We start from the raw sequence: 17,782 nt of genomic DNA, 5'->3' as shown, positions 1-17,782 counted from the left end.
TCACAGCTCCTCTCCGTCCGGTGTCTTGATGCCGAAAGCAGGCAACGGAGCGGACGGAGACACACCATGAACAAGAACACCGGCGTGGTCGTGATCGGCGGAGGTTACGCGGGCGTCACCGCGGCCAACCGGCTGGCCCAGGAAGCCGGCCTGACCGTGACACTGATCAACCCGCGCCCCGACTTCGTCGAGCGCATCCGCCTCCACCAGCTGGTCGGCGGAAGCAATGACGCCGTCGTCGACTACGCGGAGGTCCTGGCCGGGAACATCCGGCTGGTGGTCGACAGCGTGGCGACGATCGACGCGGCCGGGCGCGGCGTGGAGCTGACGGGCGGCTCCACGGTCGGCTACGACTACCTGATCTACGCGGTGGGCAGCGGCAGCGCCGCACCGGACGTGCCCGGCGCGGCGGAGTTCGCCCACCCGATCGCCACCCTGGAAGAGGCGCGGCGGCTGCGGCCGCTCGTCGACGCCGCCCCCGCGACGGCCCCGGTGACCGTGGTCGGCTCCGGCCCGACCGGCATCGAGACCGCCGCCGAACTGGCGGAGGAGGGCCGGGCCGTGACGCTGGTCTGCGGCGAGGAGCTCGGCCCGTATCTGCACCCCCGGGGCCGCCGCGCGGTCGCCCGGACCCTCGCCGAACTCGGTGTGACCGTGATCGAGGGCCCCGGCGCGCGGGTGGCCGCCGTGACCGGCGACGCCGTACGGCTCGACGACGGCCGCGAACTCCCCAGCCGGGTCACCGTCTGGGCCGCCGGATTCAGCGTGCCGGACCTGGCCGCCCGCAGCGGGCTGACCACCGACGCCGAGGGCCGCCTGCGCACCGACGAGACCCTGACCAGCGTGGACGACCCGCGCATCGTCGCGGCCGGGGACGCGGCGGCACCGGTGGACGCGCCGTTCCGGATGAGCTGTCAGGCCGCGGGCCAGCTGGGCTCGCGCGCCGCCCGCACGGTGCTCAGCCGGATCGCGGGCGAGCAACCCGCGCCCCTGAAGGTGCGGTTCGCCGGCCAGTGCATGAGCCTGGGCCGCCGCACCGGGATCTTCCAGTTCGCCTCCGTGAACGACCACGCGATCCCGCTGCTCCTGGGTGGCCGCCCGGGTGCGAAGCTCAAGGAGATCGTCTGTAGGGCCACCGTCAAGCAGCTGGTGAACGAGGCCCGCAAGAGCGGCCCGCGCGCCGAACGCGACAAGGCACCGGCCACCGCCGGACAAACGGTCTGAGCCCCGCGAGCCGAGCGCTGATCGCCGAGGAGAGGCAAGAAGTGAACGACGACCACGCCACCACCGACCCGGCGACCGGGGCCTTCGTCGCCCATCGCAACCTGCTCTTCACCGTCGCCTACGAAATGCTCGGCTCGGCGGCCGACGCGGAGGACGTCCTCCAGGAGACCTGGCTGCGATGGGTCGAGGTCGACCTGGAAAAGGTGCAGGACCAGCGCGCCTACCTGGTCCGGATCACCACCCGGCAGTCCCTCAACCGGCTGCGCACGCTGTCGCGCCGCAAGGAGGCGTACGTCGGCCCCTGGCTTCCCGAACCGGTGCTCACCGCGCCGGACGTGGCCGAGGACGTCGAACTCGCCGAGAGCGTGTCGATGGCCCTGATGCTCGTCCTGGAAACCCTGTCCCCGACGGAACGCGCCGTCTTCGTCCTGCGCGAGGTCTTCGCCCTCGATTACGACGAGATCGCCGCCGCCGTCGAGAAGACCCCCGCGGCCGTCCGCCAGATCGCGCACCGCGCCCGCAAGCACGTCGACGCCCGCCGCCCGCGCGCGGCGGTCTCGGCGAGCGTGTCCCGGGCGGCGGTGGATTCGTTCCGGCGCGCCCTGGAGACCGGGGACCTCCAGGGCCTCCTCGACGTGCTCGCCCCCGACGTGGTCCTCCTCGGCGACGGCGGCGGCATCAAGCAGGCGGCGCGGCGGCCGATCATCGGCGCCGACAAGGTGGCCCGTTACCTCGTCGGCGGCGCCGGCAAGAGCACCGCCACGATCACCATCAGCCCCACCCTGGCCAACGGCAACCCGGCGTTCCTGCTGCGCCTGGACGGCGTGATCGACGGCGTCGTGGCGTTCCGGATCGAGGACGCCCACATCACCGGCCTCTACTACGTCCGCAACCCGGAGAAGCTGACCCGCGTCGACTCCGAGACCCCGCTCACCCTGCGCTGACCTCCTTCACCGGCCCGCCCCTCGTCGAGGAGCGGGCCGGGGGCCCGCAACTCGCACCAGACCGTCTTCCCGTACGGCCCCTGCTCGATCCCCCACCGCAGCGCCAACGCGTCCACGAGCGCCAGTCCCCGCCCCGACTCGTCACCACCGGCCGCGTTGCGCAGCGCCGGCCAGGCGCACGGCTCGGGGTCGCTCAGCTCGACCCGGACCCGGCCGGTCCCCGTACCGCTGACCCGGAGCGTGACCGGCGTCCCCTCCCCGAGGTGCACGATCACATTGGTCAGCAACTCGCTGACGCAGAGCAGCAGATCGGGCGAGTCCACACCCCCGCACCGCTCCCGCAGGGTGCGCCGCACTTCCGGTACGGCCTTCGGCACGGCGAGCAGGTCCACCGCGATCGGCAACGGGCTCATCCGTCGGCCGCCGAACGCAACACCTCGGCCATCCGGCGCGCGGTCGCCACATTGCAGTTCCCGAGCGAGACCAGCGGCGGCCGGGTCGACCTCGCGGCGAAGGTCAGCGGATCGACACCGAGCGTCGGCAGGGTGATGCCGTGCGCGGCGAGCGCGGCTCGGAGCTCGTCGATGTCCGGGCCGATGTCGTGGCCGGTGAAGTCGTACGTGTCGTCCATGGGGGGGAAGTCCACCTTTCGTTGCTGACTGTGACGAACGCCTCACACGCTGCCGCATCGGCCTCTACCGTGGAAGGACTTCCCGGTCCACAACGCACAGCGCGAAAGGCGGTCAACAGTGGCCACACGCAAGGAGATCGACGGCTCGGCGGGCGTCCCGCAGTTCTACGGCAAGGAACTCCGCTTCAAGCGGGAGGAAGCGGGCCTGACGCTGGAGAAGCTGGTGGACGGCAGCTTCTACGGCATCACGTACCTGAGCGAGATCGAGCACGGCCACCGCCGGATGCCCGAGGATCTGGCCCAGCACGTGGACCGGGTGCTGAGCACGGACGGGTTCTTCGGTCGGCGGTGCGGGGACGTACGGAAGGCCAAGCGCGGTGCGCACGCCCCGTCCTTCGCCCCGGTAGTGGAAGCGGAGACGCGGGCCCGCACCATCAACCACTGGTCCAACACCCTGTTTCCAGGACTGCTCCAGACCAGGCCGTACGCACACGCCGTCATCCGCTCCACACACCCGCTGGACACGCCGGAGGACGTCGAAGCCAAGATCGAAGCCCGGATGCAACGGGCCCGGCTCTTCGACAACCCCAAGAAGCCCGAGTACTGGGCCGTCCTGCATGAGGCTCTGGTGCGCCACCCCATCGTTTCGCCCGAGGAGATGGCCGACCAACTGGAGCACATCGCCGCCCTGGTGCGGCGCAGCCGCATCGTTACGCAGATCCTGCCGTGGAATGGCCCGACCCGACCCTTCACCGAGCTACCGCTCTTCCTGATGGACTTCGACGACGAGCCGCCTCTGCTCTACACCGAAGGCCCGTACCACGGCCAGACCATCGACGATCCGTCCCTCGTGATGCAGTACCGCAAGGCATACGATCGGCTCAGGGCCGCCGCCTTGCCGCCGGAGGCGTCCCTCCACCTGATCGAGAAGGCGGCTGAGGAGTACCGGAATGGCCAGCATCGGTCTTGATCTCCACCTGGCTACGTGGCGCAAGAGCAGCTACAGCAACGGCAGTGGAGGCGAGTGCCTGGAAGTCGCGGACGGCCACCAAGGCCTCGTCCCTGTCCGCGACTCCAAGCGCCCCGAAGGACCCGTACTCGTCATCCCCGCGTCCGCATGGACGCCGTTCGTCGAGGCCGTCAAGGCCGTTTGACGCGTCCCCTGGCCCAGAGGCTGGGGAACGAGCCGGAATCAAGGCATGATCGGCGCATGACAAAGCCTGGGAGTCCGGGACAGGACTACGACGTCGTCATCAGCGGATCCGGCCTCGCCGGCAGCGCCGCCGCGATCCTGCTCGCTCGGCGCGGCGTCCGCGTCGCACTGCTGGAACGCCGCTCGGACCCCGAGGCGTACAAGGTGCTCTGCACCCACTCCATCACCGCCAACGCGTACCCGGTGCTGGACGCACTCGGCCTCGTCCCCGCCCTCGAAGAGGCGGGGGCGGTCCGCAACGACGCTCGCTGGCACACCCGTTGGGGATGGATCGAGCCGAATGGCCCGTCGGAGGGCCCCGAGCTGCCGCACGGGTACAACGTGCGGCGCAGCACCCTCGACCCGTTGATCAGGTCCCGTGCGGTGGAGACGCCCGGCGTCGATCTGCTGCTCGGCCACCGCGTGACCGGGCTGGTCCGGGAAGCCGGGCGAACCGTGGGCGTGCGGGCGTCGACGCCGCAGGGCGAGTGCGAGATCCGGGCCCGGCTGGTGGTCGGCGCCGATGGCAAGGACTCCGCCGTGGCGAAGTTCGCCGAGGTGCCCACCAAGAGTTACGAGAACGGGCGGTTCGGCTATCTCGCGCACTTCCGCGAACTTCCGCTGCCCGGCGGGATCGGCCAGGCCTGGTTCCTCGAACCCGACATGGCATACGCGTTCCCCAATGACGACGGAGTGACGGTCCTCGCGGTGCTCCCGGACAAGAAGCGGCTGCCTGCCTTCAAGGAGGACCTGGAGGGCAGCTTCCTGGAATTCGTCCGCGCCCTGCCCGAGGCGCCGCCCATCGACTCCGCCGAGCGCGTATCGAAGTTCATCGGCACGGTCGACTACCCGCTCCACACCCGCAGGCCGACCGCACCCGGCGTCGCGCTCATCGGCGACGCCGCCCTCACCAGCGACCCGCTGTGGGGCGTGGGATGCGGGTGGGCCCTACAGACCGCGCAATGGCTGACCGAGGCGGTCGCCCCGGTCGCGACCGGGCTGCGGGAAGACCTCGACGCATCCCTCACGGCGTACGCGCGCACGCACCGGCGCCGGCTGACCGGTCACCAGCAACTGGCCGTCGACTACGCCAAGTCCCGTCCGTTCAAGGCCATGGAGCGGCTGATGTTCGCGGCGGCGGCGCGCGACACATCGATGGCGCGGCACATGTACATGTTCGCGGCCCGCCTGATCGGTCCGCTGGGTTTCCTGAAGCCCACGGCACTGGCGAAGGCTTTGGTCGTCAACGTCAGGCATCGCGGAGCGAATTCCTGACCCGTCGGGTCACGCCGGAACCATCAAGGCTTCCGTGCAGGTGGTATCAGGCCTCGAAGTCGGTGAACCCGTACGGGATAAAGCCCCGATCGATCAGCTCGTCCTCCAGCTCGTCCTCGTCGAGTTCGTCATCCTCGCAGTCTTCCCAGCCGTCGTCCTCGAAAGGGACGCCATCGGGATCTTCAGCGAGCCTCACGTAGTCGTCGTCCGTTGCGACTTCGCCGGTCAGTCCTGGTACTTCGATGGAGTTCCAGTCGACAGAGACCTTGATCGCGCCGTCGAGTTCCCCTGAGAACATTCCTTCTTCGAGCGCCTGCCGCACTTTGCCCGGGTCATCCGTGCCGACGTCGTAGCCGGTCGGCTTGCCGGAGTCGAGGAAAGTGATGGCCGGATAGCCGTCGACCGTGACCGTGACAAGCGGACGGAGATCGATCGAGTGCACCCGTTCGCCCTGCTGGTACACATGCAGCGCCAGTTCCGCAGAGCCGTACCAGCACAGCAGGTACACGTCGGTGCTCTCGGACAGCTCGGCTGCCAGATCGTCCTTGATCTCGTCGAGGCTGCCCCTGATGTAGTGAACGTCCTTGCGGGCCGCTCCTGGGGACACCCCGAAGGCCAGGTCGTAGAAGCTCTTCGGCGACATGCCGGCCAGCTTACGGCCGTACATCAACTCCGTTCGCGCAGACCCGAGTTGGCGCCGATGCGGGCGGTCGGCTACCGAACCGCGAGGGCCTGGGCGGGGTCCGGGCCACGCCCGGCGGGACGGGTTCAGGACGCTTCCATACTGAGTGAGCCCTGGTCGTCGACGACCTCGACCGTGACGGTCTTGTCGTTGTAACCGACCAGGACCTTGCAGTCGAACTTGTTGCCCTCCTTGGCCTCCATGGCCGTCGGGCACTCCACCCCGTCCCTGGACGGGTTCTTCGGCCCTCGCGCGGTCCGGGCGGCCTGCAGTTCCACCGCTTCCTGGTCCAGCAGCCGCGGCGGGTACAGCGCTTCGGTATCGGTGTTCATCACCTTGATCGTCACGGTGAGGGCGCACCCGGCGACGACGACGGACGAGAGGGCTATGACAGCGCGTGCGAACTTCCCTTGATCAGTCACGCATGGTTCCTACCGGTTCCAGGGCCGCAGAGACAAGTGCTCCGCACATCAGGTTCCGCGCGGACCCCTCGGCCGTCCCCCGGCACGGCGACAGCCCCGAGGCCGTCAACTCCTCGCCTGTGGCGCCTGGATACCCCACTATTTGTGGCAACGGCCGGAACAACCGGGGGAATCCGCATGCCGCGATGGAAAGAGTTACCGGCGGAGCTGCCCAGCAGCGAACGTCAACTTCGCGTCCAGTTACGCAGGTTGAAGGACCACAGCGGCCTGAGCCTGGCCGCGCTCGCGAGCCGGACCAGCTATAGCCGTTCCTCATGGGAACGGTATCTGAACGGCAAGAAGCCCGTACCGCGCAAGGCGGTCGAGGAACTGGCGCAGGTCTGCGGTACGGAGCCGACGCGGCTCGTCGTGCTGTACGAGGTCGCCGAACGGGCCCGTACCAAGGAGGCTGCCGGACGGCCTGACCAGCCGACGCGGGAGCAGGACCGGGGCGGGGAGCAGGACCAGGCCCGGGACGGGCAGGAGCAGGAGCGGGAACCGGAGCGGGAACCGGCGCAGTCGCAGGCGGCGCGGCGGGCGGGGCGCACCGTGCCCCTGAAGTGGATGCTCGGGGCGGTGGCGCTGGCCGTCGCCGTTTCCTTCGGGGGCGGGCTGCTGGTCGCGGGGGCGTGGGACGACGGCGCCCCGGCGAAGAAGGGCGATGCCGTGGCGGCCGGGACCGGGTATCTGCGCGGGCAGACCTACGCCTGCGACGTACGGCGCAAGGGCGGCGAGCTGCGGGCGGGGCACAGCGACACCAACGAGATGCTGCTCGACATCAACGGCACCGGGTTCGACGTGGTGGAGGCCCAGTGCCTGCTGCGCGAGAAGGGCTTCAGCCCCGGCGTCTTCGACGGACTGTACGACGAGCGCACCAAGGGCGCCGCGAAGAGGTTCCAGGGCGCCCGCCACCTGGTCGTGGACGGCATCATCGGCCCGGACACCTGGCGGGAGCTGCGCAGGTGACGGCCTCCGGCGCGAGCGGCCAACTGGCGGAGCGACTACGGGAGATCAAGGATGGGGCCGGGCTGAGCCTGGCCGCCCTGGCGGCCCGTACCCCGTACAGCAAATCGTCGTGGGAGCGCTATCTCAACGGCAAGAAGCCCGCACCGCGCCAGGCGGTCGAGGCGCTGTGCGCGCTCACCGGGACGCCGCCCGGACGGCTGCTGGCGCTCTGGGAACTGGCGGACGCCGAGTGGAGCGGCCGGGCCCGGCCCGTACTCGTACCCGTGCCCGTACCGGAGGAGGCTGACCGGCCCGCCACCGAGCGGCCCGCCCCCGCTTCCCGCGCGGGCGTGCGGTGGTGGGCGGTCGCCGGGGCCGTGGCCGGGGTGGCGGCGGCCTGCCTGGCCGTGGTCGCGTTCCTGGGCGGAAGGCCCGACGGGCGGTCCCGCGCCACCACGGAACCGCTCGTGCGCAACCCGGGGTGCCAGGCCGTCAGTTGCGAGGGCCGGAGCCCCGTGGCGATGGGCTGCGGCGGGGCCGGGATGATCACCACTCTCGCCACCCACACCGCGTCCGGCGGGCGGCGCCTGGAACTGCGCCATGCCCGGCTCTGCCACACCGTATGGGTGCGGACCACCGGGCTGCTGCCGGGCGACCGGGTCGAACTGTCACTGCCGACCGGGCACACCCAGCAGGTCACGGCCGAAGGGGGCCGCGACGCCGGGCAGTATCTGGCGACCCCGATGGCCGCCGGTGACAGCGGGGCGGGTGCCAGGATCTGCCTGGAGGTACCGGGCAGCCGCCCCGAGTGCTTCACCGGCTGACCCGGCCCGGACGAGCCGATCGGCCCCCGGATGAACGGACCGTACGCACCGGAGGGGGCGCGACCCGCCCTCCGGCGCGTACGACGGGCTCAGGAGTTGCAGTACCGCTTCAGCGCGGCCTTGGTCCCCGCCCCGGCGACGCCGTCGATCCCGCCCTTGTAACCCCAGTTGGCCTTCAGCCAGCGCTGGATCGCCTTCACCGTGTTGGGGCCGACGATCCCGTCGATGCCGTCGTTGTAACCCCACTGCTTCAGGAAGCGCTGCATCGCCTTCCAGCTGTCCGGGCCGAGCTGCCCGTCGATGGCGCCCTTGTAGCCCCAGTTGGCCTTCAGGTCGCGCTGGAGCTTCTTGGCCTGCGTGGCGTTGAGGCCGAGGTTGACGATCGCCTGCGGGGTGACGGCCGTGGCGCTCGCCGCCACGTTCGTCGCCTGCCCGGTCGCCGCGAAGCTGGTGCCTGCGGCCGCCACTCCCCCACCGGCGATCGCGATGGCGGTGGTGACGCCGACGAACGCCCTCGTCATGGTTCGCATTCTGTTCCCTCCCCGAAGTCGAACCGGCCCCGTCGGCCGGCTCCGCAACCACATTGCGGGGCGGGGAGGAGGGGCTGCCAGGGCCGCCGTGGAAGTGACGCGCTCGGGGGACGTTCCACTCTGTGACCTGCGAAGACGCCGCCCGTGGTGAGGGTGTGGCGGGACGGTGGGACGGTGGGACGCGGGCGGCGTCGGGAAGGGCCCGCACCGCATCGGAGCCGGCCGCTGCATAAGCTGGTCGATTCGACGACTGCGGGAGTGGGAAGACATGGGCGACCGGGACACGGACCTGTTCGGCAACAACCTCACCTACGACGACATCAAGGCCGCCACCGAACGGACCGCCGGACACATCCGCCCGGTCACCGTCGCCCCCGTCGCGCCGGACACGGTCCGCGCGGGGTCCGAGGAGCCCTGCGAACTCTGGTACGCGCTGGAGTTCATGCAGCACACCGGCTCCTTCAAGGCGCGCGGCGCGCAGAACTTCATCCAGGCCCACCGCGAGGCGGGCACCCTGCCGGACGCGGGGGTGACCATCGCCTCCGGCGGCAACGCCGGGCTGGCCTGTGCGTGGGCCGCCCAGCAGCAGGGCGTACGGGCCACGGTGTTCCTGCCGAGCGTCGCCCCGGCGGTGAAGATCGCCAAGCTGCGCGGCTACGGGGCGGACGTGCGGGTCGTCGGCGCGGAGTACGCCGAGGCCCTGGAAGCGTGCGAGGAGTTCGCCGCCTCGTCCGGCGCGCTCGCCGGGCACGCCTACGACCACCCGCTGATCGCCGCCGGGGCCGGCACCCTGCTGGAGGAGATCCACACCCGGATCCCCGGCCTGGACACCGTGGTGGTCTCGGTCGGTGGCGGCGGTCTGTTCGCCGGCGTCGCCACCGCCGCCCGGCACCACGGCATCCGCACGGTCGCCGTCGAGCCGGAGAACTGCCGGGCGCTGAACGCCGCCCTGGAGGCCGGTGGCCCGGTCGACGTCCCCGTCGACTCGGTCGCCATCGACTCCCTCGGCGCCCGACGGGCCACCGCCCTGGCCCTGCGCGCCGCACACGAGAACGACATCCACTCGGTCCTGGTGCCGGACGACGAAATCGTCCGCGCCCGCCAGGCGCTGTGGGACCACCGCCGCATCGCCGTCGAGCACGCCGCCGCCACCGCACTGGCCGCACTCACCGCACCGCGCGGCGGCTACCGGCCGCGCGGAGGCGAGCGGATCGCCGTGGTGCTGTGCGGGGCGAACACCGACCCGAGCGACCTGGTGCACCCGGCCGAGAACCAGGACTGAGACCGGGCCGGAGTCGGGGCCGGGGTCGGGGTCGGGATCTGCGTCGGGATCTGCGTCGGGATCTGGGTCGGGACCGAGGGCCTGACCAGGACCGGTGCCCTGACCGGGATCGGTGCCAGGGCCGGGGCCGGGGCCGGGGCCGGGGCCGGGACCGGGGCCGGGACCGGGATCGGGGCCGGGATCGGGGCCGGGATCGGGGCCGGGATCTGCGTCGGGACCGAGGGCCTGACCGGGACCGGTGCCCTGACCGGGATCGGTGCCAGGGCCGGGACCGGGACCGGCGGCAGGACCGGTGCCGGGACCGAGGCCGGTGCCGGTGCCTAGCCCGGGGCCGGGACTGAGGCCGGGACCAGGACCGAGGCCGGTGCCGGTACCAGGACCGGTGCCTGTACCGGGACCGGGCCCGCCGGGCCCCTGTCCGCGGCGCCACGCGAAAGGGGCGCACCCGGAGATCCGGGCGCGCCCCTCACGGACAACGCGCAGTGTCGCGGAGGCCCGTCAGCGCTCGCGACGCTCGCGGAGCTCGTCCGCAGCGCCCCGGGCCTTGTCACGGCCCTGCTGCGACGTCTTCGAGGCCCGCTCGGACACGTTCTGCGTCCGCTCCCGGCCTTCGGTGCGCATCCGCTCCTGGCCCTCGGGGCGCGTACGCTCCCGGCTCTCGGGACGCGTACGCTCCCGGCCCTCGTCGCGGCCCTCGCCGGCCTTCCTCTTCGCCTGGTCGGCGAGCTCCTGCGCCTTGTCCTTGAACTGGTCTGCGATACCCATGCTGTTCACTCCTAGTGGATGCTTGGGGGCGGTCCGTGAGGACCTCGTTCAGCGTCCCAGGGCCCGGCATCCACCGCATGTCGATCACTTACGCTGCGTAGCCGCCGCCCTCGCGTCCCGGTCGGCGGCGCCCCCGGCGCCCACGAGCCCCTTGCCCACGCTGTCCAGCCGCGACCCGAACCTGCGGACCTCCCGCTGGCCGACGACTCCTATCAGCGAGGGCAGGTAACCCCGCACCGACTGCATCCCGCGCAGCCACCACTGCGCGTACACGTGCGAGGAGCGGCGCTCGATCCCGGCGACGATCCGGTCGACGGCCGGGCTCAGCGGGTACGTGCGGTTCGCCGGCCAGGGCAGCCGCTGCCGCAGCTCCCGCATCACATCGTCCTGGTCGGCGCCCCGCACCATGTCCGTGTCGGTCCAGGAGAGGTAGCCGACCCCGACCTTCACGCCCCGGTAGCCGACCTCGGCCCGCAGGCTGTGCGCGAACGCCTCCACTCCCGACTTGGACGCGCAGTACGCGGTCATCATCGGTGCCGGTGTCATCGCCGCGAGCGAGGCGATCTGGAGGAAGTAGCCGCGGCTCTCCATCAGCACCGGCAGGAACGCCCGCCCGGTCACCGCGCCACCTATCAGGTTGACCTCGATGACCCGCCGCCACGCCTCGGGGTCCGAGTCGACGAAGGGCCCGCCCGCGGCGACCCCGGCGTTGGCGACGACGACGTCGACCTTCCCGAACCGCTCCTTGACCTCCTGGGCGACCCGCGCCATCGCCTCGTGGTCGGTGACGTCCGCGAACCAGTGGTCGCTGTCCGAGTGCAGCCGCTCGGAGACCTTCTTCAGCTCGTCCGGCTCCAGGCCGACCAGGGCGAGCTTCGCGCCGCGCGCCGAGAGCTTGCGGGCCAGCAGCTCACCCACGCCGCGCGCCGCGCCCGTGACGACGACGACCTGTCCTTCGAGACTCCGCCTGTCGCTCATGCGACCTCCTCCTTCTCGGCCGTGGCCGTGCCGTCCGCACCCGTACCCGCACCCGCGTCCGCACCCGCACCCGCCGGGAGGTACGCGGCGACCAGCTCCCGGAGCTTCGCCGTGACCGCTTCCGGCGCCTCCACCGGCGTCATGTGGCCCAGGCCCGTCAGTTCGGTGAGCCCCAGGCCGTCGGGGAGCGCGGCCGCGATCGCGCGTGCGTGCCCGATCGGGGTGAGCCGGTCCGCCGTACCCGCGATCACCGCCGTGGGCACCCGCAACTCCCGTACGCCCGCGTCGAGATCGAGGTCCGCGAGGACCCGCCCCCAGGCGGCCCTGGCCTTCCTCGGGCAGGCGTGCACGATCCGGGCGCAGGTCTCGACCCGCTCCGGGGCCGACCCCGCTCCCATCGTGGCGTACTTGAGCACCCGCCGGGTAATCGGCGTGACCGGTCCCAGCGGGGCCGACGCCACGAGGATCGCCCGGGTCGCCCGGGTCCGCACCGCCCCGGCCCGCATCGGCACCACCACCGACTCGGCGGGCAGCCGCGAACTCCCGGTGCTGCACAGCAGTACGGCGGCCGCGTGCTCGCGCAGCCCGTCCCGCCGGGCGGCGGCCATGATCGTCATGCCGCCCATGGAGTGCCCGCCGAGCACGGCCTTCTCACCCGGTTCCAGGGTGGCGGCGAGCACCGCTTCGAGGTCGTCGGCGAGGGCGTCGGTGCTGCATCCCGCGCGGTCGGCCGCGGGCGATGCGCCGTGGCCCCGCTGGTCGTAGACGACGACCCGGTGGTCCGCCGCGAGGCCCCTGATCTGCGCGTCCCAGAAGCGGGTGCTGCACGTCCAGCCGTGCGCGAGGACCACGGCGGGGGCGCCGTCGCGCCCGTACACCTCGACGTGGATGCGGGCGCCGTCGGCGGAGCGCACGGTGAGTTCGCGCGCGGGGACCGGTGGGGCGCCGTCGCGCCGCAGCAGCCGGCTCATCCCACGACCTCCTCGGCAACGGCCTTCCCGGCCGCGGCCTTCCCGGCGGCGGGCCGCTTCGGTATCCGTACGACCTCGTACTCCGAGAGGTCGACCGCCCGTGTCGCCCTGCGGAACTCGGCGGTGGTGCCCGGCCAGACCGTGGTGTTGCGCCCGTTGGCGTCCAGGTACCAGCTGTTGCAGCCGCCGGTGTTCCACACGGTGCGCTTCATCCGCTCCTGGACGCGGCGGTTCCAGGACCCGACCGCCGAGGTCCGCGCGTCGAGCGCGACCCGCCCGCCCAGCACGTTCAGCTGGCGCAGGTAGTCGGCCATGTAGTTCAGCTGGGACTCGATCATCAGGATCATCGAGGAGTTCCCGAGCCCGGTGTTGGGGCCGATGATCGTCATCCAGTTGGGGAAGCCGGCGGCGCTGGCGCCGCGCAGCGCCTGCATGCCGTCCTTCCAGGACTCGGTGAGCGTGATGCCGTCCGCGCCCACCACGCGCTCGGCGACCGGCATGTCGGTGACGTGGAAGCCGGTGCCGAAGATGATCGCGTCGACCTCGGTCTCCGTGCCGTCGGAGGCGACCAGCGTGGAGCCGCGCACCTCGGCCAGACCGGAGGCGACCACGTCCACGTTGGGCTGCGCGAGCGCCGGATAGTAGGCGCTGGAGAGCAGGATGCGCTTGCAGCCGATGCGGTACGAGGGGGTCAGCTTGGCCCGCAGCGCGGGATCCTTGATGGCCCGCGCCATGTTGGCCTTGGCTATCCTCTCGACCAGGCCCAGTTCGTTCGGGTGCTTGGTGAAGGCGCTGACCTGCAACTCCCGTATGCCCCAGAGCAGTCCGCGGCGGGCCGTGCCGGTGACCGGCACGGCGCGGTGCAGCCAGCGCTCGGCGCCGCTGATCTTCCGGTCCATGCGCGGCATGACCCAGGGCGGGGTGCGCTGGAAGAGCGTCAGCCGGCCGGCCTTCGGCTGGATCGCGGGCACGATCTGGATGGCGGAGGCGCCGGTGCCGATCACGGCGACGCGCTTGCCGGTCAGATCGGCGTCGTGGTCCCAGCGGGCGGAGTGGAAGACCTTGCCGGGGAAGTCGGCGAGACCGGGTACGTCCGGTGTCTTCGGGTCGGAGAGCGGACCGGTCGCGGAGACCACGACATCGGCGGTGAAACTGGCCCCGTTCGCCGTCTCGATGTCCCAGTGCAGCTCCTCGCGGTCCCAGCGCATGATCGTCACTTCATGGCCGAGCCGGAGGTGCGGGCGCAGCCCGAAGGTGTCCGCGACATGCTCCAGGTAGGCGCGGATGTGCTCCTGCCCGGAGAAGGTGCGCGGCCACTCGGGGTTGGGCGCGAACGAGAACGAGTAGAGGTGGGACGGTACGTCGCAGGCGCAGCCCGGATAGCTGTTGTCGCGCCAGGTGCCACCGACGGAATCGGCCCGCTCCAGGACGACGAAGTCCGTGATGCCTTCGCGGCGCAGCCGGACCGCGGCCCCGAGGCCCCCGAATCCGGATCCGATCACCGCCACTCGTACGTGCTCGTGCTGGGCCATGCTGCCGCCTCTCGCGGTACGTCACACGACTCTGCCAGCAATCACTGGCATTGTTGGGAGAGTAGAGCAGCTCCGTACCGATGGGTAGGGGTACGGCAAGGGAAAGTTACCGGCGGTACAACATAGGGTGCGGGTGTGGCTGAAGGACGCGAGCACCGCGAATACCGCATGGAGGAGCTGGCCAAGGAGGCCGGCATCCCGGTGCGGACCGTGCGCTTCTACCGGGAGCGCGGACTGATCTCGCCGCCCCGCCGCGAGGGGCGCATCGCCTGGTACGACGACCACCACCTGGCCCGGCTGCGCACCATCACCGGCCTGCTGGAACGCGGCCACACCCTCACCGGCATCGCCGATCTCGCCCGCACCTTCGAGAGCGGCCGCGATGTCGCCGAGGTGCTGGGCCTGGGCGAGCCGACCGAGGAGACCCCGGTGCGCCTCACCCCCGAGCAGCTCGCGGACTACTTCGAGGGCGAGACCACCGCGGAGAACCTGGCCACCGCCCTCGAACTGGGCTATCTCGCCACCGACGGCGACGAGATCGTCCACATCAGCCGCCGCCTGCTGGAGGTGTCGTCCCAGCTGGTGCGGGAGGGAGTGCCGCTCGCGACCGTGCTCGCCGCCGGCCACCGCGTCCGCGAGCACGCCGACGCGCTCGCCGAACTCTTCGTGGGCGTCCTGGAGGGCCGGGGCGGCGACGAGACCGAACCGCCGCAGCTGCGGCCGCTGGCCCGCGCGGTGGTGGACGCCGAGCTGTCCATGGCGCTGGACCGGCGACTGCGCCGCGAAAGCGCCGACGAACCGCCGCGGAATCCCGCCCCCTGACGGGCGGTCACACGAAGACTGCTGCCGGGCGGACTCTCTCGATCTCGATCGCACGCCGGGATACTTCCCGGCCCGGACCGCCCGGCACTCTCCCCGTTCGCACGCTCTACTGTTCGAAGACCACCGTCACCGGCGCGTGGTCGCTCCACCGCTCACCGTGCGTCGCGGCCCGCTCGACCCAGCCCTTCACCGCGCGCCCGGCCAGTCCCGGCGTCGCCACCTGGTAGTCGATCCGCCAGCCGGTGTCGTTGTCGAAGGCCCGCCCCCGGTAGGACCACCACGAGTACGGCCCCTCCTCGTCGGGGTGCAGCGACCGCACGACATCGACGTACTCGGCCTCGTCGAAGACCCGGGTCAGCCACTCCCGCTCCTCGGGGAGGAAGCCGGAGTTCTTCTTGTTGCCCTTCCAGTTCTTGAGGTCCGCCTCCTGGTGTGCGATGTTCCAGTCGCCGCAGACCACCACCTCGCGGCCGTCGGCCGCGGCCCGCTTCTTCAGGCCCTTCAGATACGGGAGGAACGCGGCCATGAACCGCTCCTTCTCGTCCTGCTTCTCGGTCCCGACCTCACCGGAGGGCAGGTACAGGCTCGCGACCGTGACGCCCGGCAGGTCGATCTCCACGTACCGCCCGCTCGCGTCGAACTCCTCGCTCCCGGCGTCCCCGAACCCGCCGAACCCGATCTGCACGCGCTCCGGCGCACGCCGCGTGTAGAGGGAGACCCCGGCCCGACCCTTGGCGGCGGCCGGTGCGTGCACGGTGTGCCAGCCGGCCGGCTCACGTACCTCCTCGGGCAGCTGCTGCGGCTCGGCCCGCACCTCCTGGAGGCAGATCACATCGGCTTCGGTCAGGGCCAGCCACTCGACGAAGCCCTTCTTGGCGGCGGCACGGAGCCCGTTGACATTGACGGAGGTGACAGTCAGCATCCAGGCACGATACCGACATTCACCTCACGCATACATGTACGATAATCCGCATGAATATCCACCCTCGGCCTTTCGACCACCCCGACGCCGTCAAACTCAACGACCAGGTACAGCTCGAATACGCCGAGCGGTACGGGGACGAGGGCGATGTCACACCACTCGACCCCACGATGTTCGAGCCGCCGAACGGTCTGTACCTCCTCGCCTACGACGAGCGGGACCGCCCCGTGGCCACCGGCGGCTGGCGCACCCAGGACCACAACGACGAGGGCTACTCGGACGGCGACGCCGAGCTCAAGCGGATGTTCGTGATACCCGAGGGCCGGGGCAGTGGACTGGCCCGCCGCGTCCTGGCCGCCCTGGAGGACGACGCACGGGCGGCGGGCCGGGTCCGCATGGTGCTGGAGACCGGGGACCGGCAGCCCGAGGCGATCGCGCTGTACCTGTCCAGCGGCTACGTCCCCTGCGAGAAGTTCGGCCACTACCGCATGTACGAGAGCAGCCGCTGCTTCGCGAAACCGCTGCGGTAGCGGCCGTACCCCCGGACGTCAGGCATCGGCCCGGACGTCAGGCGTCGGCCGCGTACCGCCAGGCATCGGCCCGGACGTCAGGCATCGGCCGCGTACCGCCAGAACTCCCGCATCAGGGTGGGCGGGGTCGGTCCGGCCATCTCCAGCTGGGTCAGCAGGACGGTGACCAGGCCGGTGGCGGGCGTGAGGTGCCCCGCCGTGCCCGTGCCGCCCACCCAGCCGTAGCGCCCGGGAACGTTCCAGGGCTCGACGGCCTCGACGTCCACCGACCCTCCGAAGCCCCAGCCCTGCCCCTCCAGGAACAGCGTGCTGCTGTCGCGCTGCGCCCGCGTCAGATGGTCGGTGGTCATCAGCCGCACCGATTCCTCCGACAGCACCCGACGCCCGTCGCCGCTCCCCCCGTCTCCCCCGGCGAGCAGCATCCGGGCGAAGGCGTACCAGTCGTCGGCGGTCGAGACCAGCCCACCGGCGCCGGACGGGAACGCGGGCATACGGCTCCACTGCCCGTCCGGACCGTCGACCAGCTGGAGCCCACCACCCTCCGGACCGGCCCGGTAGTAACCGGCGAACCGGTCGGCCTTCTCCGCCGGCACCACGAATCCGGTGTCGGCCATCCCCAGCGGCTCGAACAGCCGCTCCGCCAGGAACTCGGCCAGCGACCGGTCCGCGACCCGGGCGATCAGCACCCCGAGGATGTCGGAGCAGGTGTTGTACAGCCAGACCTCGCCCGGCTGGTGGAGCAGCGGGATACGGGACAGCGCGGCCATCCAGGCGTCCGGCTCCGGAACGGTCTGCGGCTGCGGCGGCCCCTGCTTCAGCTCGCTGAACAGCAGCCCGACCGCGGGCAGCGAGAAGTCCGACGGGAAGCCGTACCCGGCCCGGAAGGTGAGCAGGTCCTCCACCGTGATGACCCGGTCGGCCGGAACCACGTCGTCGACCGGGGCGGACGGCGTACGGACCACCATGGGTGCCGCCAGCTCCGGCAGCCACTGCCGGACCGGCTCGTTCAGCGCGATCCGGCCCTCCTCGACCAGCATCATGACCGCGGCGGCGGTGATGGGCTTGGTCATCGACGCGATGCGGAAGATCGAGTCCCGGCCCATCGGGACCGTGCCCTGCGCATCGGCCGATCCGACGGCCACCACCTCGACCCGGTCCCCCCGGGCCACCAGCCCCACCGCGCCGGGTGCCGCCCCGTCGCCGACGTACTCGTTCAGGACATCGTTCAGATTGGTCATCGGTCCACCTTCCCGCTCATGCTCCCGGAAAGCA

General features: G+C 71.5%; 21 protein-coding genes. 10 read left to right on the top strand and 11 right to left on the bottom strand.

All coding sequences use genetic code 11. From position 1 onward, the window contains the following. The first annotated feature begins 66 nt into the window (after positions 1-66). Positions 67-1,224 carry an FAD-dependent oxidoreductase gene (locus ABZ622_RS12760; protein ID WP_360542351.1) on the top strand — a complete coding sequence of 386 codons (1,158 nt, stop codon included), beginning with the start codon at positions 67-69 and terminating at the stop codon, positions 1,222-1,224. A gap of 41 nt (positions 1,225-1,265) precedes the next feature. Further along, entirely contained in the window at positions 1,266-2,168 is a 903-nt protein-coding gene (locus ABZ622_RS12755) for an RNA polymerase sigma-70 factor (RefSeq protein ID WP_360542350.1), read from the top strand. Here the strand turns inward: ABZ622_RS12755 and ABZ622_RS12750 are convergent. Both ABZ622_RS12750 and ABZ622_RS12745 read right to left on the bottom strand, forming a co-directional pair. Beyond that, positions 2,105-2,581: an ATP-binding protein gene (locus ABZ622_RS12750; RefSeq protein WP_360542349.1), complete on the bottom strand. Its 477-nt coding sequence runs from the start codon at positions 2,579-2,581 to the stop codon at positions 2,105-2,107. The genes ABZ622_RS12755 and ABZ622_RS12750 overlap by 64 nt on opposite strands. Continuing rightward, the gene (locus ABZ622_RS12745) at positions 2,578-2,799 is read right to left on the bottom strand and encodes a hypothetical protein (RefSeq protein WP_360542348.1); all 222 of its coding nucleotides are present in this window, start codon (positions 2,797-2,799) and stop codon (positions 2,578-2,580) included. Before ABZ622_RS12745 ends, ABZ622_RS12750 begins: the two co-directional genes overlap by 4 nt. Positions 2,800-2,917: 118 nt before the next feature. Between ABZ622_RS12745 and ABZ622_RS12740 the strand changes: the two genes are divergently transcribed. From ABZ622_RS12740 to ABZ622_RS12730, 3 genes are read left to right on the top strand one after another with little or no spacing between them, the layout of a single operon-like run. Further along, the gene (locus ABZ622_RS12740; protein ID WP_266492938.1) at positions 2,918-3,769 is read left to right on the top strand and encodes a helix-turn-helix transcriptional regulator; all 852 of its coding nucleotides are present in this window, start codon (positions 2,918-2,920) and stop codon (positions 3,767-3,769) included. Beyond that, positions 3,750-3,953, top strand: coding sequence for a DUF397 domain-containing protein (locus ABZ622_RS12735; protein WP_266492936.1), 204 nt, complete (start codon positions 3,750-3,752; stop codon positions 3,951-3,953). Before ABZ622_RS12740 ends, ABZ622_RS12735 begins: the two co-directional genes overlap by 20 nt. Before the next feature lie 56 nt (positions 3,954-4,009). After that, positions 4,010-5,266, top strand: coding sequence for an NAD(P)/FAD-dependent oxidoreductase (locus ABZ622_RS12730; protein ID WP_360542347.1), 1,257 nt, complete (start codon positions 4,010-4,012; stop codon positions 5,264-5,266). A gap of 46 nt (positions 5,267-5,312) precedes the next feature. On the opposite strand, the gene ABZ622_RS12725 is transcribed toward ABZ622_RS12730, so the two are convergent. Both ABZ622_RS12725 and ABZ622_RS12720 read right to left on the bottom strand, forming a co-directional pair. Continuing rightward, complete coding sequence (locus tag ABZ622_RS12725) at positions 5,313-5,909, bottom strand: hypothetical protein (RefSeq protein ID WP_360542346.1); 597 nt, start codon at positions 5,907-5,909, stop codon at positions 5,313-5,315. Between the two features lie 125 nt (positions 5,910-6,034). After that, complete coding sequence (locus ABZ622_RS12720) at positions 6,035-6,370, bottom strand: DUF4333 domain-containing protein (RefSeq protein ID WP_360542345.1); 336 nt, start codon at positions 6,368-6,370, stop codon at positions 6,035-6,037. 177 nt (positions 6,371-6,547) lie between these two features. On the opposite strand from ABZ622_RS12720, the gene ABZ622_RS12715 reads away from it, so the two are divergent. After that, complete coding sequence (locus ABZ622_RS12715) at positions 6,548-7,375, top strand: helix-turn-helix domain-containing protein (protein WP_360542344.1); 828 nt, start codon at positions 6,548-6,550, stop codon at positions 7,373-7,375. Further along, complete coding sequence (locus ABZ622_RS12710; protein WP_360542343.1) at positions 7,372-8,178, top strand: helix-turn-helix domain-containing protein; 807 nt, start codon at positions 7,372-7,374, stop codon at positions 8,176-8,178. Before ABZ622_RS12715 ends, ABZ622_RS12710 begins: the two co-directional genes overlap by 4 nt. An 89-nt stretch (positions 8,179-8,267) precedes the next feature. On the opposite strand, the gene ABZ622_RS12705 is transcribed toward ABZ622_RS12710, so the two are convergent. Then, complete coding sequence (locus ABZ622_RS12705; protein ID WP_360542342.1) at positions 8,268-8,708, bottom strand: peptidoglycan-binding domain-containing protein; 441 nt, start codon at positions 8,706-8,708, stop codon at positions 8,268-8,270. 268 nt (positions 8,709-8,976) lie between these two features. Between ABZ622_RS12705 and ABZ622_RS12700 the strand changes: the two genes are divergently transcribed. Continuing rightward, positions 8,977-9,990 (top strand): threonine/serine dehydratase, encoded by a 1,014-nt coding sequence (locus ABZ622_RS12700; protein ID WP_360542341.1) that lies wholly within the window; start codon positions 8,977-8,979, stop codon positions 9,988-9,990. A 498-nt stretch (positions 9,991-10,488) separates the two neighbouring features. Here ABZ622_RS12700 and ABZ622_RS12695 read toward each other — a convergent pair whose 3' ends face one another. From ABZ622_RS12695 to ABZ622_RS12680, 4 genes are all read right to left on the bottom strand, one after another. After that, positions 10,489-10,755 (bottom strand): hypothetical protein, encoded by a 267-nt coding sequence (locus tag ABZ622_RS12695; RefSeq protein WP_360542340.1) that lies wholly within the window; start codon positions 10,753-10,755, stop codon positions 10,489-10,491. Positions 10,756-10,839: 84 nt separating this feature from the next. Then, the gene (locus ABZ622_RS12690; protein WP_360542339.1) at positions 10,840-11,733 is read right to left on the bottom strand and encodes an SDR family oxidoreductase; all 894 of its coding nucleotides are present in this window, start codon (positions 11,731-11,733) and stop codon (positions 10,840-10,842) included. Further along, positions 11,730-12,704, bottom strand: coding sequence for an alpha/beta fold hydrolase (locus tag ABZ622_RS12685; protein ID WP_360542338.1), 975 nt, complete (start codon positions 12,702-12,704; stop codon positions 11,730-11,732). Before ABZ622_RS12685 ends, ABZ622_RS12690 begins: the two co-directional genes overlap by 4 nt. Further along, positions 12,701-14,236, bottom strand: coding sequence for an NAD(P)/FAD-dependent oxidoreductase (locus ABZ622_RS12680; protein WP_360542337.1), 1,536 nt, complete (start codon positions 14,234-14,236; stop codon positions 12,701-12,703). Before ABZ622_RS12680 ends, ABZ622_RS12685 begins: the two co-directional genes overlap by 4 nt. A 168-nt stretch (positions 14,237-14,404) precedes the next feature. On the opposite strand from ABZ622_RS12680, the gene ABZ622_RS12675 reads away from it, so the two are divergent. Beyond that, on the top strand, positions 14,405-15,058 hold the full coding sequence (locus tag ABZ622_RS12675) for a MerR family transcriptional regulator (protein WP_360542618.1): 654 nt from the start codon (positions 14,405-14,407) through the stop codon (positions 15,056-15,058). A 106-nt stretch (positions 15,059-15,164) separates the two neighbouring features. Here ABZ622_RS12675 and ABZ622_RS12670 read toward each other — a convergent pair whose 3' ends face one another. Continuing rightward, complete coding sequence (locus tag ABZ622_RS12670; protein WP_360542336.1) at positions 15,165-15,980, bottom strand: exodeoxyribonuclease III; 816 nt, start codon at positions 15,978-15,980, stop codon at positions 15,165-15,167. A 50-nt stretch (positions 15,981-16,030) separates the two neighbouring features. On the opposite strand from ABZ622_RS12670, the gene ABZ622_RS12665 reads away from it, so the two are divergent. Beyond that, on the top strand, positions 16,031-16,510 hold the full coding sequence (locus ABZ622_RS12665; RefSeq protein WP_360542335.1) for a GNAT family N-acetyltransferase: 480 nt from the start codon (positions 16,031-16,033) through the stop codon (positions 16,508-16,510). Between the two features lie 77 nt (positions 16,511-16,587). Here ABZ622_RS12665 and ABZ622_RS12660 read toward each other — a convergent pair whose 3' ends face one another. Then, positions 16,588-17,748 (bottom strand): serine hydrolase domain-containing protein, encoded by a 1,161-nt coding sequence (locus ABZ622_RS12660; RefSeq protein WP_360542334.1) that lies wholly within the window; start codon positions 17,746-17,748, stop codon positions 16,588-16,590. Between the last annotated feature and the right edge of the window lie 34 nt (positions 17,749-17,782).

The sequence above is a fragment of the Streptomyces sp. NPDC007164 genome, from assembly GCF_040634135.1.
GTDB lineage: Bacteria > Actinomycetota > Actinomycetes > Streptomycetales > Streptomycetaceae > Streptomyces > Streptomyces sanglieri.
Note: the sequence above shows the minus strand (reverse complement) of the source record. Positions and strands in the feature narration are given on the sequence as shown.

Excerpts from the sequence above, each read along its gene's own strand:
- ABZ622_RS12700 (WP_360542341.1), top strand. The coding sequence starts at position 8,977 with ATGGGCGACCGGGACACGGACCTGTTCGGCAACAACCTCACCTACGAC.
- ABZ622_RS12735 (WP_266492936.1), top strand. The coding sequence starts at position 3,750 with ATGGCCAGCATCGGTCTTGATCTCCACCTGGCTACGTGGCGCAAGAGC.
- ABZ622_RS12730 (WP_360542347.1), top strand. The coding sequence starts at position 4,010 with ATGACAAAGCCTGGGAGTCCGGGACAGGACTACGACGTCGTCATCAGC.
- ABZ622_RS12715 (WP_360542344.1), top strand. The coding sequence starts at position 6,548 with ATGCCGCGATGGAAAGAGTTACCGGCGGAGCTGCCCAGCAGCGAACGT.
- ABZ622_RS12675 (WP_360542618.1), top strand. The coding sequence starts at position 14,405 with ATGGAGGAGCTGGCCAAGGAGGCCGGCATCCCGGTGCGGACCGTGCGC.
- ABZ622_RS12660 (WP_360542334.1), bottom strand. The coding sequence starts at position 17,748 with ATGACCAATCTGAACGATGTCCTGAACGAGTACGTCGGCGACGGGGCG.
- ABZ622_RS12685 (WP_360542338.1), bottom strand. The coding sequence starts at position 12,704 with ATGAGCCGGCTGCTGCGGCGCGACGGCGCCCCACCGGTCCCCGCGCGC.
- ABZ622_RS12705 (WP_360542342.1), bottom strand. The coding sequence starts at position 8,708 with ATGCGAACCATGACGAGGGCGTTCGTCGGCGTCACCACCGCCATCGCG.
- ABZ622_RS12695 (WP_360542340.1), bottom strand. The coding sequence starts at position 10,755 with ATGGGTATCGCAGACCAGTTCAAGGACAAGGCGCAGGAGCTCGCCGAC.
- ABZ622_RS12750 (WP_360542349.1), bottom strand. The coding sequence starts at position 2,581 with ATGAGCCCGTTGCCGATCGCGGTGGACCTGCTCGCCGTGCCGAAGGCC.
- ABZ622_RS12725 (WP_360542346.1), bottom strand. The coding sequence starts at position 5,909 with ATGTCGCCGAAGAGCTTCTACGACCTGGCCTTCGGGGTGTCCCCAGGA.
- ABZ622_RS12745 (WP_360542348.1), bottom strand. The coding sequence starts at position 2,799 with ATGGACGACACGTACGACTTCACCGGCCACGACATCGGCCCGGACATC.
- ABZ622_RS12690 (WP_360542339.1), bottom strand. The coding sequence starts at position 11,733 with ATGAGCGACAGGCGGAGTCTCGAAGGACAGGTCGTCGTCGTCACGGGC.
- ABZ622_RS12760 (WP_360542351.1), top strand. The coding sequence starts at position 67 with ATGAACAAGAACACCGGCGTGGTCGTGATCGGCGGAGGTTACGCGGGC.
- ABZ622_RS12665 (WP_360542335.1), top strand. The coding sequence starts at position 16,031 with ATGAATATCCACCCTCGGCCTTTCGACCACCCCGACGCCGTCAAACTC.
- ABZ622_RS12680 (WP_360542337.1), bottom strand. The coding sequence starts at position 14,236 with ATGGCCCAGCACGAGCACGTACGAGTGGCGGTGATCGGATCCGGATTC.
- ABZ622_RS12670 (WP_360542336.1), bottom strand. The coding sequence starts at position 15,980 with ATGCTGACTGTCACCTCCGTCAATGTCAACGGGCTCCGTGCCGCCGCC.